12 protein-coding genes, 1 tRNA gene and 1 pseudogene are annotated in these 16,470 nt (G+C 61.9%); all 14 read left to right on the forward strand.

The annotated features are described in order from the left end of the window. Positions 1-171: pseudogene (locus GGR62_RS20365) on the forward strand (elongation factor Tu); the annotation flags it as partial. 109 nt (positions 172-280) lie between these two features. Beyond that, positions 281-356: transfer RNA gene (locus GGR62_RS20370), tRNA-Trp, on the forward strand. Positions 357-405: 49 nt separating this feature from the next. Continuing rightward, positions 406-816 (forward strand): preprotein translocase subunit SecE, encoded by a 411-nt coding sequence (gene secE / locus GGR62_RS20375; RefSeq protein ID WP_184409644.1) that lies wholly within the window; start codon positions 406-408, stop codon positions 814-816. A 13-nt stretch (positions 817-829) separates the two neighbouring features. Further along, positions 830-1,387: a transcription termination/antitermination protein NusG gene (gene nusG / locus GGR62_RS20380; RefSeq protein WP_023902816.1), complete on the forward strand. Its 558-nt coding sequence runs from the start codon at positions 830-832 to the stop codon at positions 1,385-1,387. Between the two features lie 199 nt (positions 1,388-1,586). Continuing rightward, positions 1,587-2,015 carry a 50S ribosomal protein L11 gene (gene rplK / locus GGR62_RS20385; protein WP_184409645.1) on the forward strand — a complete coding sequence of 143 codons (429 nt, stop codon included), beginning with the start codon at positions 1,587-1,589 and terminating at the stop codon, positions 2,013-2,015. Between the two features lie 3 nt (positions 2,016-2,018). Next, positions 2,019-2,717 carry a 50S ribosomal protein L1 gene (gene rplA / locus GGR62_RS20390; RefSeq protein ID WP_184409646.1) on the forward strand — a complete coding sequence of 233 codons (699 nt, stop codon included), beginning with the start codon at positions 2,019-2,021 and terminating at the stop codon, positions 2,715-2,717. Positions 2,718-3,266: 549 nt separating this feature from the next. After that, on the forward strand, positions 3,267-3,800 hold the full coding sequence (gene rplJ / locus GGR62_RS20395) for a 50S ribosomal protein L10 (RefSeq protein WP_184409647.1): 534 nt from the start codon (positions 3,267-3,269) through the stop codon (positions 3,798-3,800). 54 nt (positions 3,801-3,854) lie between these two features. After that, on the forward strand, positions 3,855-4,220 hold the full coding sequence (gene rplL / locus GGR62_RS20400; protein WP_184409648.1) for a 50S ribosomal protein L7/L12: 366 nt from the start codon (positions 3,855-3,857) through the stop codon (positions 4,218-4,220). A gap of 299 nt (positions 4,221-4,519) precedes the next feature. Continuing rightward, the gene (rpoB, locus tag GGR62_RS20405; protein WP_184409649.1) at positions 4,520-8,671 is read left to right on the forward strand and encodes a DNA-directed RNA polymerase subunit beta; all 4,152 of its coding nucleotides are present in this window, start codon (positions 4,520-4,522) and stop codon (positions 8,669-8,671) included. Positions 8,672-8,771: 100 nt separating this feature from the next. Further along, complete coding sequence (gene rpoC, locus GGR62_RS20410) at positions 8,772-12,989, forward strand: DNA-directed RNA polymerase subunit beta' (RefSeq protein WP_184409650.1); 4,218 nt, start codon at positions 8,772-8,774, stop codon at positions 12,987-12,989. Positions 12,990-13,208: 219 nt separating this feature from the next. Continuing rightward, positions 13,209-13,583, forward strand: coding sequence for a 30S ribosomal protein S12 (gene rpsL / locus GGR62_RS20415; protein ID WP_002811712.1), 375 nt, complete (start codon positions 13,209-13,211; stop codon positions 13,581-13,583). A 12-nt stretch (positions 13,584-13,595) separates the two neighbouring features. Further along, the gene (gene rpsG / locus GGR62_RS20420) at positions 13,596-14,063 is read left to right on the forward strand and encodes a 30S ribosomal protein S7 (RefSeq protein WP_005993356.1); all 468 of its coding nucleotides are present in this window, start codon (positions 13,596-13,598) and stop codon (positions 14,061-14,063) included. A 139-nt stretch (positions 14,064-14,202) separates the two neighbouring features. Further along, positions 14,203-16,320, forward strand: coding sequence for an elongation factor G (gene fusA, locus GGR62_RS20425; protein ID WP_184409651.1), 2,118 nt, complete (start codon positions 14,203-14,205; stop codon positions 16,318-16,320). A 49-nt stretch (positions 16,321-16,369) separates the two neighbouring features. Further along, on the forward strand, positions 16,370-16,470 hold a 101-nt coding region (locus GGR62_RS20430), incomplete at its 3' end, for a GTP-binding protein (protein WP_046933714.1).

Raw genomic sequence — 16,470 nt, forward strand, 5'->3', positions numbered from 1 at the left:
ACTGGCGCTTGCCAGTTGCCGGAAGGCGTGGAGATGGTGATGCCGGGCGACAACGTGAAGATGGTCGTGACCCTGATCAACCCGGTCGCGATGGATGAAGGTCTGCGCTTCGCCATCCGTGAAGGCGGTCGTACCGTCGGCGCCGGCGTGGTTGCCAAGATCATCAAGTAAGTAGTGCCTGCATCCGGTTGCCTTCGGGCAACTGGATTCAAACGAATGGCGGGCCGGCTGAAACTCGGTCCGCCTTCGTTGTCTTGGGGTTTGCGGTAAACGAGTACATACGCCAGTAGCTCAATTGGCAGAGCAGCGGTCTCCAAAACCGCAGGTTGGGGGTTCGAGTCCCTCCTGGCGTGCCACTCCTCTTTCCGGCCCAGCGATTCGGGTCAGATCGGTAACTAGAGCCGGATGAATAGCAAAATCGAGCCTTCCAAAAGCGCGTCTGCTGCCAGCGCTGATATCGTGAAATACGCCCTCTCCGCGATCCTGGTGGTTGCGGGGTTATTTGTGTGGTTCTGGTTTTCTGCGCCCGAGCGCGCAACCCAGCTTGGCGCCTGGACGCCGCAATTGCGCGCGTTGGCGGTGATTGTCGGGTTGGCCGCCGGTGCGTTTGTGTTTCTGGGAACCGGCAAGGGCCGGGAAACCCGCGAATTCATGTCCGAATCCAGGTTCGAGCTGCGCAAGGTGGTCTGGCCGACGCGCCAGGAAGCCATTCGCACCACCTGGGTCGTCATTGTTGTTGTGATCATTCTGAGTTTGCTGTTGGGCGGCTTCGACTTCGTCATCCAGAAGCTCACGCAGTGGTTCCTGGCTCGTTGAGGAGAATCAAGCAGTGAAGCGTTGGTATGTCGTTCACGCCTATTCAGGCTTCGAAAAATCCGTTGCGCAGGCCTTACGCGACCGCATCGTGCGCGCCGAAATGGAAGATCGTTTCGGCGATGTGCTGGTGCCGACCGAAGAGGTCATCGAAATGCGCGCCGGCCAGAAGCGTCGGTCCGAGCGCAAGTTCTTCCCCGGCTATGTGCTGGTGCAGATCGAAACGCATGAAGAGGCCGGTATCCCGCGCATCGACAATGAAAGCTGGCACTTGGTGAAGGAGACTTCCAAGGTGATGGGCTTCATTGGCGGTACCGCCGATCGCCCGCTGCCGATTCGTGACGAAGAGGCCGATGCGATCCTGCAGCGTGTGCAGGACGGTGTCGAAAAGCCGCGTCCGAAGGTGTTGTTCGAGCCGGGCCAGATGGTGCGCGTCACCGATGGTCCGTTCAACGACTTCAATGGCGTCGTCGAAGAGGTCAACTACGAGAAGAGCAGGCTGCGGGTTGCCGTGCTCATCTTTGGTCGGTCCACGCCGGTCGAGCTCGAATTCGGTCAGGTCGAGAAGGGCTGACCCCGGTTGGGCGTCGTCTAGGCGCCCGCTCCAAATACTGCTATAGTGCGCGGCTCGCTCACCTGGCGAACCGCCGGGAAACAATGGCTGCCGCATGGCGGCCATCTGCGTGTGGTCAAAGCGCGAAGCCGGGACGCGTGATTTTCCCGGTCCGATGGGGAGCCTGTAGTTAAGGCGCTAGCACCCGGAGAGTATTGAAATGGCTAAGAAAGTAGTTGCTTACATCAAGCTGCAGGTCAAGGCCGGTCAGGCCAATCCTGCGCCGCCGGTCGGCCCTGCGCTGGGTCAGCGCGGTCTGAACATCATGGAATTCTGCAAGGCGTTCAATGCCGCCACGCAGAAGCTGGAGCCGGGTCTGCCGACGCCGGTGATCATCACCGCGTATTCCGACCGTACCTTCACCTTCGTCACCAAGAGCACCCCGGCCAGCGTGCTGCTCAAGAAGGCCGCAGGTGTGACCTCCGGTTCCAAGCGCCCCAACACCGACAAGGTGGGCAAGGTGACGCGCAAGCAGCTGGAAGAGATCGCCAAGGTCAAGGAAGCCGATCTGACGGCGGCCGAGCTGGAAGCGGCGGTGCGGACGATTGCGGGTTCTGCCCGCAGCATGGGTTTGACGGTGGAGGGCTAAGACATGGCACAGAGCAAGCGCGTGAAGGCCATTGCGGCCGCTGTCGTTCCGGGCAAGACCTATGCCTTCGAAGACGCAATCAAGATCCTGAAGACCGTGACCAAGGCCAAGTTCGTCGAATCCATCGACGTCGCTGTGCGCCTGGGCGTGGACGCCAAGAAGTCCGACCAGCAGGTGCGCGGTTCGACCGTGCTGCCGGCAGGTACCGGCAAGAGCGTGCGTGTTGCCGTGTTCGCCCCGGCCGGCGCCAAGGCTGACGAAGCCCTGGCTGCAGGCGCCGAGGCGGTGGGCATGGACGATCTGGCCGAGAAGATGCAGGCCGGCGATCTGAACTACGACGTGGTCATTGCCACCCCGGACGCGATGCGCGTCGTCGGTAAGCTCGGCACGCTGCTGGGCCCGCGCGGCCTGATGCCGAACCCGAAGGTCGGCACCGTGTCGGCGAACCCGGGCGAAGCGGTCAAGAATGCCAAGTCGGGTCAGGTGCGTTACCGCACCGACAAGGCCGGCATCATCCACTGCACCATCGGCAAGGCCAGCTTCGACGACGAAGCGCTGAAGTCGAACCTGCAGGCGCTGTTGCTCGACTTGATCAAGGCCAAGCCGGCCACCTCCAAGGGGACTTACCTGCAGAAGGTGTCGGTCAGCTCGACGATGGGCCCTGGCGTCACCGTCGATCAGTCCAGCCTTGCGCTGAAGTGATGTGATGGGGCAGGCCTGTCATGGGCCTGACTCGTCGCTGTAGTAAAGCATTGTTTTTCCGGCCCGGTTTACCGTGTGCTGGGAGTCCGTTCCCTCCTTTGGGGTAACGGACATTTTGAAGGCGATCGCCGGCATGTCCGGCGGTAGCCGTCAAAGACCGCAGGCGCGGTCAGCGCAGATCGACGACGGGCACGGATGCTCGCACTGGCATGGAGTCGCCGTCGATGCAGCGGGATCGCTTAATTGGTTCGTTGCGAACTGGCCGGCGTAGATGGTGTCGCCCTTCTGGAGTTTTCTGGTTTACGCGCGTCTGGGACATCCCGGATCGAGTCCACTCCAGGTCTAGAACGGCCACCAAAGGAACATCGGTCGATGTTCCCGGCTTCCAGGATGGAGGCTGCCCTGGACCGCAACCGGCAGGAGCCGCGAGCGGAGTAGTTTGAAGCTGGGATTGGAGATTCGGCATTGGGGATTGGCAGAAGCGGCTTCATCAGCTCTGGCGAATCCCGAATCGCTAATCCCGAATCCCGGCTTTAACGGAGGAGTGCAATGGCTCTCAATCTGTCCCAGAAGCAAGAAGTAGTCGCCGAGCTGGCAGACATCGCCGCCAAGGCTCACTCCCTGATCGCCGCCGAATACGCTGGCACCACGGTCTCCCAGATGACCGCGATGCGCAAGCAGGCCCGCGAAACCGGTGTGTTCTTGAAAGTTGTCAAGAACACACTGGCTGCGCGTGCCGTCGAAGGTACTGATTTCGCTGTCGCTGCTGACAAGCTGGTCGGTCCTTTGCTGTATGCGTTTTCGATGGAGGAGCCCGGCGCAGCCGGTCGCCTGATCAAGGAATTTGCCAAGAGCAACGACAAGCTGCAGGCCAAGGTCGTGTCCATCGGCGGGGAACTGTTCCCGGTTGGTCACGTCGACGTGTTGGCATCGCTGCCGACCCGTGACCAGGCTCTGGCCATGCTGGCCCGCGTGCTGTCCGAACCTGCTGCCATGTTTGCCCGTGCCGTCAAGGCCGTGGGCGACAAGCAGGGTGGTGGCGACGAAGCCGCCGCGCCGGTCGCCGAGACTGCCGAAGCTTGATGTCCTAGCGTTCGCTAGAACCCCAATCCAGAAAATCATTTAAAGGTAATCACAATGTCCCTTACCAACGAACAGATCGTCGAAGCCATCGCCGAGAAGTCCCTGATGGAAGTGATGGAGCTGGTCAAGGCCATCGAAGAGAAGTTCGGCGTCTCCGCTGCCGCTCCGGTCGCCGCTGCTGCAGCTGGCCCGGCCGCTGCTGTGGAAGAGCAGACCGAGTTCAACGTGGTGCTGACCAACTGCGGCACCAACAAGGTCGGCGTCATTAAGGCCGTCCGTGCCGTGACCGGCCTGGGTCTGAAGGAAGCCAAGGACCTGACCGAAGCCGGTGGCGTCCTGAAGGAAGGCGCTTCGAAGGAAGAAGCCGAAAAGATCAAGAAGGAACTGACCGAAGCCGGCGCGACCGTCGAAGTCAAGTAAGCAGCACTTGCATCGCCAGCGTTTCATGGTGATGCACTGAAGGCTGGGAGCGTAAAGCTCCCGGCCTTTGGCCGTTTCGGACGTGAGTGGGAAATGGGGATTGGAGGATCGCAACTTGAAGGTTGCGCGTTCTTACGATTCCCGAATTCCCACTCCCGATTCCCGGCCTCACCGAGTTGGTAGTTGGAAGTAGCGGGAGAAGGCGTGCTGGTGCCGGCAATACCAGCGACTTCCAACTGACAATTTTGTTATTTCAGGGCCGCCGCGACGCGGCCCCCGCAGCCTAGGGTGAAGACCTCATGACGTCTTATTCGTTCACCGAAAAAAAGCGTATCCGCAAGGATTTCGGTAAGCAGCGCTCGATCCTCGAAGTGCCGTTCCTGCTTGCCATCCAGGTGGATTCCTATCGTGAGTTCCTGCAGGAAGACGTGGAGCCGACCAAGCGCAAGGACCTCGGTCTGCATGCCGCTTTGAAGTCGGTGTTCCCGATCTCCAGCTACAGCGGCAATGCTGCGCTGGAGTACGTGGGCTACAAGCTGGGTCAGCCGGTGTTTGACGAGCGCGAGTGCCGTCAGCGTGGCATGAGCTATGGCGCGCCGCTGCGCGTGACCGTGCGCCTGGTGATCTACGACCGTGAGTCGTCGACCAAGGCCATCAAGTACGTGAAGGAGCAGGAGGTCTACCTCGGCGAAATTCCGCTGATGACCGGCAACGGTACCTTCATCGTCAACGGCACCGAGCGCGTGATCGTGTCGCAGCTGCACCGCTCGCCGGGCGTGTTCTTCGACCACGACCGTGGCAAGACCCACAGCTCGGGCAAGCTGCTGTACAGCGCCCGCATCATTCCGTACCGCGGTTCCTGGCTGGACTTCGAGTTCGACCCGAAGGACGCGCTGTTCACCCGTATCGACCGTCGCCGCAAGCTGCCGGTGTCGATCCTGCTGCGCGCGCTTGGCTACAGCAACGAAGAGATGCTGGCCGAGTTCTTCGAGATCAACACGTTCCACATCAACCCGGACGAAGGCGTGCAGCTGGAGCTGGTGCCGGAGCGTCTGCGTGGTGAAACGCTGAACTTCGACCTGGCCGATGGCGACAAGGTCATCGTGGAAGCGGGCAAGCGCATCACCGCGCGTCACGTCAAGCAGCTCGAAGCTGCTGGCGTCGCTGCGCTGGCCGTGCCGGACGATTACCTGATCGGCCGCATCCTGTCGCACGACGTGGTCGATGGGTCGACCGGCGAACTGCTGGCCAATGCCAACGACGAGATCAGCGAAGACCAACTGACCGCGTTCCGCAAGGCCGGCGTCGATGCAGTCGGCACCCTGTGGGTGAACGATCTGGATCGTGGTCCGTACCTGTCCAATACGCTGCGTATCGATCCGACCAAGACCCAGCTGGAAGCGCTGGTCGAGATCTACCGCATGATGCGTCCGGGCGAGCCGCCGACCAAGGAAGCCGCGCAGAACCTGTTCCACAACCTGTTCTTCACCTTCGAGCGCTACGACCTGTCCACGGTCGGCCGCATGAAGTTCAACCGTCGCGTCGGCCGCAAGGAAGTGCTGGGCGAGTCGGTGCTGTACGACAAGAAGTACTTTGCCGAGCGCAACGACGAAGAATCCAAGCGCCTGGTCGCCGAGCACACCGACACCTCCGATATCCTGGAAGTGATCAAGGTGCTCACCGAGATCCGTAACGGTCGCGGCGTGGTCGATGACATCGATCACCTGGGCAACCGTCGCGTGCGTTCGGTCGGCGAAATGGCCGAGAACGTGTTCCGCGTGGGCCTGGTCCGCGTCGAGCGCGCGGTCAAGGAGCGTCTGTCGATGGCGGAGTCGGAAGGTCTGACCCCGCAGGAATTGATCAACGCCAAGCCGGTGGCTGCGGCGATCAAGGAATTCTTCGGCTCCTCGCAGCTGTCGCAGTTCATGGACCAGAACAACCCGCTGTCGGAAGTGACGCACAAGCGTCGCGTCTCCGCGCTGGGCCCGGGCGGTCTGACCCGCGAGCGCGCCGGCTTCGAAGTGCGCGACGTGCATCCGACTCATTACGGCCGCGTCTGCACCATCGAAACCCCGGAAGGCCCGAACATCGGCCTGATCAACTCGCTGGCCGTGTTCGCCCGCACCAACCAGTACGGCTTCCTCGAGACGCCGTACCGCAAGGTGCTGGACGGCAAGGTGTCCGACGACGTCGAGTACCTGTCGGCGATCGAAGAAAACGAGTACGTGATCGCCCAGGCGAACGCGCTGACTGATGCCAAGAACATGCTCACCGAGCAGTTCGTGCCGTGCCGGTTCCAGGGCGAGTCGCTGCTGAAGCCGCCGGCCGAAGTGCACTTCATGGACGTCTCGCCGATGCAGACCGTGTCGGTCGCCGCGGCGCTGGTTCCGTTCCTGGAACACGACGACGCCAACCGCGCACTGATGGGCGCCAACATGCAGCGCCAGGCCGTGCCGACGCTGCGTTCGCAAAAGCCACTGGTCGGTACCGGCATCGAGCGTGCGGTTGCGCGCGACTCGGGCGTGACCGTGAATGCGCTGCGTGGTGGCGTGATCGAACAGATCGACGCGGCCCGTATCGTGGTCAAGGTCAACGAGGCAGAAATCGGCGGCGGCACCGATGCCGGCGTGGATATCTACAACTTGATCAAGTACACCCGCTCCAACCAGAACACCTGCATCAACCAGCGTCCGCTGGTGAATGTGGGCGACGTGATCGCGCGCGGCGACGTGCTGGCCGACGGCCCGTCCACCGATATCGGTGAACTGGCGCTGGGTCAGAACATGCTGATCGCCTTCATGCCGTGGAACGGCTACAACTTCGAAGACTCCATCCTGCTCTCCGAGCGCGTGGTGGAAGAGGATCGTTACACCACGATCCACATCGAGGAACTGACCTGCGTTGCACGCGACACCAAGCTGGGGCCGGAGGAAATTTCCGCCGACATCCCGAACGTGTCCGAGCAGGCCTTGAACCGTCTGGACGAAAGCGGCGTGGTGTACATCGGTGCGGAAGTGCGCGCCGGCGACATCATGGTCGGCAAGGTCACGCCGAAGGGCGAAAGCCAGCTGACCCCGGAAGAAAAGCTGCTGCGTGCGATCTTCGGTGAGAAGGCGTCCGACGTGAAGGACAGCTCGCTGCGCGTGCCGCCGGGCATGGACGGCACCGTCATCGACGTGCAGGTCTTCACCCGCGACGGCATCGAGAAGGACAAGCGTGCGCGTCAGATCGAAGAATCCGAGATCAAGCGCGTCAAGAAGGACTTCGACGACCAGTTCCGCATCCTGGAAGCGGCCATCTACGCACGTCTGCGCTCGCAGATCGTCGGCAAGGTCGCCAATGGCGGTCCGAACCTGAAGAAGGGCGATAACGTCACCGACGCGTACCTGGACGGGCTGAAGAAGTCCGATTGGTTCCAGCTGCGCATGAAGGACGACGACGCAGCCGATGCGATCGAACGCGCACAGAAGCAGATCCAGGCGCACGAGAAGGAATTCGAAGCACGCTTCGCCGACAAGCGCGGCAAGATCACCCAGGGCGACGACCTCGCACCGGGCGTGCTGAAGATGGTCAAGGTGTTCCTGGCAGTGAAGCGCCGCATCCAGCCGGGCGACAAGATGGCAGGCCGCCACGGCAACAAGGGTGTGGTCTCCAACGTCGTGCCGGTCGAGGACATGCCGTACATGGCCACCGGCGAGCCGGTCGACATCGTGCTGAACCCGCTCGGCGTGCCGTCGCGTATGAACATTGGCCAGATTCTGGAAGTGCATCTGGGCTGGGCCGCCAAGGGCCTGGGTCGCAAGATCCAGCGCATGCTGGAAGCCCAGACTGCGGTCAGCGAGCTGCGCAAGTTCCTGGACGACATCTACAACCACGACAGCGCGATCAATGCACAGCGCGTGGATCTGTCGCAGTTCAGCGATGAGGAATTGCTCAACCTGGGCAAGAACCTGATCGACGGCGTGCCGATGGCCACCCCGGTGTTCGACGGCGCCAGCGAAGCGGAAATCAAGCGCATGCTGGAACTGGCCGAACTGCCGCAGAGCGGTCAGACCCAGTTGTACGACGGGCGTACCGGCGAAGCCTTCGATCGCAAGACCACGGTCGGCTACATGCACTACCTGAAGTTGAACCACTTGGTCGACGACAAGATGCATGCACGTTCGACTGGTCCGTACTCGCTCGTCACCCAGCAGCCGCTTGGCGGCAAGGCGCAGTTCGGTGGTCAGCGCTTCGGTGAGATGGAAGTCTGGGCGCTGGAAGCCTACGGCGCGGCCTACACCCTGCAGGAAATGCTGACGGTGAAGTCCGATGACGTGCAGGGCCGCAACCAGATGTACAAGAACATCGTCGATGGTGAGCACGAGATGGTCGCGGGCATGCCGGAATCCTTCAACGTGTTGGTGAAGGAAATCCGCTCGCTGGCGATCAACATGGAACTGGAAGAGTGATCGAGCCGGATCCCGGCGCCGTAACGCGGTGCCGGGATCCGGAACGTAATGCCCTCGGTTTCATCTCAGATACGAAATTCCTCCGACCCGGAGATATCCAATGAAAGACCTGCTCAACCTCTTCAATCAACAGCGCCAGACGCTGGATTTCGACGCGATCAAGATCGCGCTGGCCTCGCCTGACCTGATCCGTTCGTGGTCCTACGGCGAAGTGAAGAAGCCCGAAACCATCAACTACCGGACCTTCAAGCCCGAGCGTGACGGCCTGTTCTGCGCCGCCATCTTCGGACCGATCAAGGATTACGAGTGCCTGTGCGGCAAGTACAAGCGCATGAAGCACCGTGGCGTGGTCTGCGAAAAGTGCGGCACCGAGGTCACGCTGGCCAAGGTGCGTCGCGAGCGCATGGGTCACATCGACCTGGCCTCGCCGGTCGCGCACATCTGGTTCCTCAAGTCGCTGCCTTCGCGCATCGGCCTGATGCTGGACATGACCCTGCGTGATATCGAGCGCGTGCTGTACTTCGAAGCCTACGTGGTCACCGAGCCGGGTCTGACCCCGCTCGAGCGCCGCCAGCTGCTGACCGAAGAGCAGTACCTGACCGCACGCCAGGAATACAACGACGACTTCGACGCCGCCATGGGCGCCGAGGCCGTGTACGAGCTGCTGCGCACGATCGACCTGCAGTCGGAAATGACCCGCCTGCGCGAAGAAATCGCCAGCACCGGTTCGGAAACCAAGCTCAAGCGTCTGACCAAGCGCATCAAGTTGATCGAAGCCTTCCTGGAATCGGGCAACCGCCCGGAGTGGATGGTGATGACCGTGCTTCCCGTGCTGCCGCCGGACCTGCGTCCGCTGGTGCCGCTGGATGGTGGCCGCTTCGCGACCTCGGATCTGAACGATCTGTACCGCCGCGTGATCAACCGCAACAACCGCCTGCGTCGCCTGCTCGAGCTCAATGCGCCGGACATCATCGTGCGCAACGAAAAGCGCATGCTGCAGGAATCGGTCGATGCGCTGCTGGACAACGGCCGTCGCGGCCGTGCCATCACCGGCACCAACAAGCGTCCGCTGAAGTCGCTGGCCGACATGATCAAGGGCAAGCAGGGCCGGTTCCGTCAGAACCTGCTCGGCAAGCGCGTGGACTACTCCGGTCGTTCGGTCATCACCGTGGGTCCGTACCTCAAGCTGCACCAGTGCGGCCTGCCGAAGAAGATGGCGCTGGAGCTGTTCAAGCCGTTCGTGTTCGCCAAGCTGCAGCGTCGCGGCCTGGCCACCACCATCAAGGCCGCCAAGAAGCTGGTCGAGCGCGAAGAAGCCGAAGTCTGGGACATCCTGGAAGAAGTCATCCGCGAGCATCCGGTACTGTTGAACCGTGCGCCGACCCTGCACCGTCTGGGCATCCAGGCGTTCGAGCCGGTGTTGATCGAAGGCAAGGCCATCCAGCTGCATCCGCTGGTGTGTACCGCCTTCAACGCCGACTTCGACGGTGACCAGATGGCCGTCCACGTGCCGCTCTCGCTGGAAGCCCAGCTGGAAGCGCGTGCGCTGATGATGTCCACCAACAACATCCTGTCGCCGGCCAACGGCGAGCCGATCATCGTGCCGTCGCAGGACGTGGTGTTGGGTCTTTACTACATGAGCCGCGCCCTGGAGAACAAGAAGGGCGAGGGCATGGTGTTTGCGAACACCAGCGAAGTGAAGCGCGCCTACGACAACCGCGTGGTGGAACTGCACGCCAAGGTCAAGGTCCGTATCACCCAGGTGGACGTCGACGCCGTCGATGGCAAGCGCACCAGCGGTACCTCGATCGTGGACACCACGGTCGGTCGCGCGCTGCTGAGCGAAATCCTGCCCGAAGGCCTGCCGTTCCAGTTGGCCAACACCGAGATGACCAAGAAGAACATCTCGCGTCTGATCAACTCCAGCTACCGTCTGCTGGGCTTGAAGGACACCGTCGTGTTCGCCGACAAGCTGATGTACACCGGCTACGCCTACGCCACCCGCGCAGGCGTGTCGATCGGCATCGACGACATGCTGATCCCGGACGAGAAGAAAGGCATCCTCACCGAGGCCGAAGCCGAAGTGCTGGAAATCCAGGAGCAGTACCAGTCGGGCCTGGTCACCGCCGGCGAGCGCTACAACAAGGTTGTGGACATCTGGTCGCGCACCAGCGAGCGCATCGCCAAGGCGATGATGGACACCATCGGTACCGAGAAGGTCGAAAATGCCAAGGGCGAGACCATCGACCAGAAGTCGATGAACTCGCTGTACATCATGGCCGACTCCGGTGCGCGTGGTAGCCAGGCGCAGATCCGTCAGCTGGCCGGTATGCGCGGCCTGATGGCGCGTCCGGATGGCTCGATCATCGAGACGCCGATCAAGGCCAACTTCCGCGAAGGCCTGAACGTGCAGGAGTACTTCAACTCCACCCACGGTGCCCGTAAGGGTCTGGCCGATACCGCGTTGAAGACCGCGAACTCGGGTTACCTGACCCGTCGTCTGGTCGACGTCGCGCAGGACGTGGTGATCACCGAAGTCGATTGCGGCACCACCGAGGGGCTGATCATGACCCCGATCGTGGAAGGCGGCGATGTCGTGGAGCCGTTGAGGGAGCGCGTGCTGGGCCGTGTGGTGGCCGAGGACGTCTATCTGCCGGGCAACGACGAAGAGCCGATCGTCACCCGCAACACGCTGCTGGACGAAGCGTGGGTTGCCAAGCTGGAAGACGCCAGCGTGCAGTCGGTGAAAGTGCGTTCGACCATCAGCTGCGAATCCTCGTTCGGCGTGTGCGCACGTTGCTACGGTCGTGATCTCGCACGCGGTCACCAGGTCAACATCGGCGAAGCGGTCGGCGTCATCGCCGCGCAGTCGATCGGTGAGCCGGGTACCCAGCTGACCATGCGTACGTTCCACATCGGTGGTGCGGCATCGCGTGCGGCGGCAGTGGACAACATCACCGTCAAGACCACCGGTTCGGTGAAGTTCAACAACCTCAAGTCGGTGGCGCACGCCAGCGGCGCGTTGGTCGCTGTCTCGCGTTCGGGCGAACTGTCCGTGCTCGACGGCCATGGCCGCGAGCGCGAGCGTTACAAGCTGCCCTACGGTGCCACCATCACCGCCAAGGACGGTGATGCGGTCAAGGCTGGCCAGGGCGTGGCCAACTGGGATCCGCATAACCACCCGATCGTGTCGGAAGTGGCCGGTTTCATCCGCTTCATCGACTTCGTCGACGGCGTCACCGTCATCGAGAAGACCGACGAACTGACCGGTCTGGCCTCGCGCGAAATCACCGACCCGAAGCGTCGTGGTGCACAGGCCAAGGAACTGCGTCCGATCGTGCGCATCGTCGATGGCAAGGGCAATGACCTGACCATCCCGAACACTGATCTGCCGGCGCAGTACCTGCTGCCGCCGCGCTCCATCGTCAACCTGCAGGACGGCGCCGCCGTCGGCGTGGGCGACGTGGTTGCGAAGATCCCGCAGGAAGCGTCCAAGACCCGCGACATCACCGGTGGTCTGCCGCGCGTTGCCGACTTGTTCGAAGCACGCAAGCCGAAGGATCCTGCGATCCTGGCCGAGCGCTCGGGCATCATCAGCTTCGGCAAGGACACCAAGGGCAAGCAGCGTCTGATCATCAAGGACACCGATGGTTCGGAACACGAAGAGCTGATCCCGAAGTACCGCCAGATCATCGTGTTCGAAGGCGAGCACGTGACCAAGGGCGAGACCGTGGTGGACGGCGAGCCGAGCCCGCAGGACATCCTGCGTCTGCTGGGCGTCGAGCCGCTGGCCGCGTATCTGGTCAAGGAAATCCAGGACGTGTATCGCTTGCAGGGCGTGAAGATCAACGACAAGCACATCGAAGTGATCACCCGTCAGATGCTGCGCAAGGTCGAGATCACCGACCAGGGCAACAGCAAGTTCCTCAATGGCGAGCAGGTCGAGCGCCAGCGCGTCATCGAGGAAAATGCACGTCTGACCACGCGTAGCGAGCTGCCGGCCAAGTACGATCCGGTGCTGCTGGGTATCACCAAGGCCTCGTTGGCGACCGAGTCGTTCATCTCGGCGGCCTCGTTCCAGGAGACCACCCGCGTGTTGACCGAGGCTGCCGTGCGCGGCACCCGCGACAACCTGCGCGGTCTGAAGGAAAACGTGATCGTGGGTCGTCTGATCCCGGCCGGTACCGGTCTGGCGTATCACGCCGGACGTCGCAAGTCCTCGGGTCTGACCGACTCGGAAATGGAAACGCTGTCGGGCAAGCCGACGGTGGCCGAACCGGTCGCAGCCGTGGCCGACGCTGGCGCGGACGAGGAGTAAGCGCTCCGACGGCGGTCGCAAGGCCGCCGTAAGCCAAGCGAAAAGGAGGGCAGGAGGCCCTCCGTTTTCCGGCCTTTGGATGGGCCAGCGGGTTAGATTTCCGTGAAGTTGACGGAGTTTTGTCCTGCCAGCTATACTTCCCTGTCTCGGCGGGCCGTTTTTCGGCCTGCCTTTGTTTTCGTGCAAGGCCGTCTGGCCTCCTATCAGAAGAATCAACTGATGACGACGATCAATCAGCTGGTCCGCAAGCCTCGGCAAGCGACCACCTACAAGAGTGCCTCCCCGGCACTGGACAAGTGTCCGCAGCGCCGCGGCGTCTGCACACGCGTCTATACCACTACCCCGAAGAAGCCGAACTCGGCCCTGCGTAAGGTTGCCAAAGTGCGCCTGACGAACCAGGAAGAGGTCATCAGCTACATCGGTGGTGAAGGCCACAACCTGCAGGAGCACTCCGTGGTCCTGATTCGCGGTGGCCGCGTCAAGGATCTTCCCGGTGTGCGTTATCACACCGTCCGTGGTTCGCTGGACGCCGCCGGCGTCGCAAAGCGCCGTCAAGGTCGTTCCAAGTACGGCGCCAAGCGCCCGAAGAGCTAAGGAAATACTCTAATGTCCCGTAAAGGTTCTACTCCGCAGCGCACCGTCCTGCCTGATCCAAAGCATGGCAGCGAAACCATTGCCCGCTTCATCAATATGGTGATGCAAAGTGGCAAGAAGTCGGTTGCTGAGAAAATTGTCTATGGCGCGATGGACGTCATTGGCGAAAAGAATCCGAATGCCGTCGAGCTGGTGCAGAAAGCACTGGACAACGTGGCCCCGGCTGTCGAAGTCAAATCGCGTCGCGTCGGTGGTGCTACCTATCAGGTGCCCGTCGAAGTGCGCTCCTCCCGTCGCATGGCGCTGGCAATGCGCTGGTTGATCGATTCCGCGCGTAAGCGTGGCGAGAACACCATGCCGCGCAAGCTGGCTGCAGAACTGTTGGACGCCTCGGAAAGCCGTGGCGGCGCGATCAAGAAGCGCGAAGAGACGCACCGTATGGCGGAGGCGAACAAGGCGTTCGCACACTACCGCTGGTGACCTCGGGGGCCTTGGTAACGGGGCCCTTCAGCACCATTTGAGTGCTGTTTGCGACGCGTTTTCGCGTCGCATCCAAATCCGAAGGCCGCCGAAAGGCGGCGTTCGGCCATCCGAAATCCAAGAAATTGAGAGGCTCCCCGTGGCCCGCACCACCCCTATCGAGCGTTACCGCAACTTCGGCATCATGGCCCACATCGATGCTGGCAAGACGACCACTTCCGAACGCATCCTGTTCTACACCGGTGTCAGTCACAAGATCGGCGAAGTCCATGACGGCGCTGCAGTGATGGACTGGATGGAGCAGGAGCAGGAGCGTGGGATCACCATTACCTCCGCTGCCACCACTGCGTTCTGGTCGGGCATGGACAAGTCCATGCAGCAGCACCGCTTCAACATCATCGACACCCCCGGGCACGTCGACTTCACCATCGAAGTGGAGCGCTCCTTGCGCGTGCTCGACGGTGCGGTGTTCGTGCTGTGTGCCGTCGGTGGCGTGCAGCCGCAGTCCGAGACCGTGTGGCGCCAGGCCAACAAGTATTCCGTGCCGCGCATGGCCTTCGTCAACAAGATGGACCGTACCGGTGCCAACTTCGACAAGGTCGTTGAGCAGCTGAAGGCCCGTCTGGGTGCCTACGCCGTGCCGATGCAGGTGCCGATCGGCGCCGAAGACGGTTTCGAGGGCGTGGTCGACCTGCTCAAGATGAAGGCGATCCATTGGGATACCGCCTCGCAGGGCACCACCTTCGAATACCGCGACATCCCGGTCGATCTGGTCGAGATCGCGGCCGAGGCGCGTTCGTTCATGGTGGAAGCGGCTGCAGAAGCCAGCGAAGACCTGATGGACAAGTACCTCAACGAAGGCGACCTGAGCGAAGAAGAGATCCTGGTGGGTCTGCGCGAGCGCACCCTGAAGGTCGAGATCGTGCCGGTGTTCTGTGGCTCGGCGTTCAAGAACAAGGGCGTGCAGGCCATGCTCGACGGCGTCGTGCACCTGCTGCCGTCGCCGGCCGACCGTCCGCCGGTTGCGGGTATCGACGAAGACGAGAAGGAAGACACTCGCGCTGCGACCGACACCGCACCGTTCTCGGCGCTGGCGTTCAAGATCATGACCGACCCGTTCGTGGGTTCGCTGACGTTCTTCCGTGTCTATTCGGGCACCTTGAACTCCGGCGACCAGGTCTACAACCCGGTCAAGTCGAAGAAAGAGCGTGTGGGCCGCATCCTGCAGATGCACTCCAACAATCGCGAAGAGATCAAGGAAGTGCGCGCTGGCGACATCGCCGCTGCCGTGGGTCTGAAGGACGTCACCACCGGTGACACGCTGTGTGCGCAGGACAAGATCATCACCCTGGAGCGCATGATCTTCCCGGAGCCGGTGATCTCGATGGCGGTGGAGCCGAAGACCAAGTCGGACCAGGAAAAGATGGGCATGGCCCTGGGTCGTCTGGCGCAGGAAGATCCCTCGTTCCGCGTCAAGACCGACGAAGAATCCGGCCAGACCATCATCTCGGGCATGGGCGAGTTGCACCTGGACATCATCGTCGACCGCATGCGTCGCGAGTTCAATGTCGAGGCCAACGTCGGCAAGCCGCAGGTGGCCTACCGCGAAACCATCCGCAAGTCCGACGTCAAGTCCGACTACAAGCACGCCAAGCAGTCCGGTGGTAAAGGTCAGTACGGTCACGTGGTGATCGAGCTGTCGCCGATGAGCGAAGAAGATCGCAAGAGCGACAACGTCAAGGACGATTTCCTCTTCATCAACGACATTACCGGCGGCATCATCCCGAAGGAATTCATCCCCTCGGTCGAAAAGGGTCTGCGCGAAACGATCACCAGTGGTCCGATCGCCGGCTTCCCGGTAGTGGGCGTGAAGGTCAAGCTGGTGTTCGGCTCGTACCACGACGTCGACTCCTCGGAAATGGCGTTCAAGCTGGCCGCGTCGATGGCGTTCAAGCAGGGCTTTGCGAAAGCCAGCCCGGTGTTGCTGGAGCCGATCATGAAGGTCGAGATCGTCAGCCCGGAGGATTACCTGGGTGACGTGATGGGCGACGTGAGCCGCCGTCGTGGCGTGTTGCAGGGTCAGGACGACAGCCCGTCGGGCAAGATCATCAACGCGATGATTCCGCTGGGCGAAATGTTCGGTTATGCGACCTCGCTGCGCTCGATGAGCCAGGGCCGTGCGACGTTCTCGATGGAATTCGACCATTACGAAGAGGCACCGGCCAACATCGCCGACGCCGTCACCAAGAAGGGCTGAGTTCGCTCAGTCGCTTCTCACAAAATTTTTCAATTAGAGGTAGTTAGTCATGGCGAAAGCTAAATTTGAGCGCAAGAAGCCGCACGTGAACGTCGGCACCATTGGTCACGTTGACCATGGCAAGACCACGTTGACCGCCGCGCTGACCAA

Origin of the sequence: Xanthomonas sp. 3075, assembly GCF_014197275.1 — a bacterium.
Lineage (GTDB): Bacteria > Pseudomonadota > Gammaproteobacteria > Xanthomonadales > Xanthomonadaceae > Xanthomonas > Xanthomonas campestris_B.

Coding starts and splice junctions, on each gene's coding strand:
- rpsG (WP_005993356.1), top strand. CDS start 13,596: ATGTCCCGTAAAGGTTCTACTCCGCAGCGCACCGTCCTGCCTGATCCA.
- rpoC (WP_184409650.1), top strand. CDS start 8,772: ATGAAAGACCTGCTCAACCTCTTCAATCAACAGCGCCAGACGCTGGAT.
- rplK (WP_184409645.1), top strand. CDS start 1,587: ATGGCTAAGAAAGTAGTTGCTTACATCAAGCTGCAGGTCAAGGCCGGT.
- secE (WP_184409644.1), top strand. CDS start 406: ATGAATAGCAAAATCGAGCCTTCCAAAAGCGCGTCTGCTGCCAGCGCT.
- rplA (WP_184409646.1), top strand. CDS start 2,019: ATGGCACAGAGCAAGCGCGTGAAGGCCATTGCGGCCGCTGTCGTTCCG.
- rplJ (WP_184409647.1), top strand. CDS start 3,267: ATGGCTCTCAATCTGTCCCAGAAGCAAGAAGTAGTCGCCGAGCTGGCA.
- rpoB (WP_184409649.1), top strand. CDS start 4,520: ATGACGTCTTATTCGTTCACCGAAAAAAAGCGTATCCGCAAGGATTTC.
- rplL (WP_184409648.1), top strand. CDS start 3,855: ATGTCCCTTACCAACGAACAGATCGTCGAAGCCATCGCCGAGAAGTCC.
- rpsL (WP_002811712.1), top strand. CDS start 13,209: ATGACGACGATCAATCAGCTGGTCCGCAAGCCTCGGCAAGCGACCACC.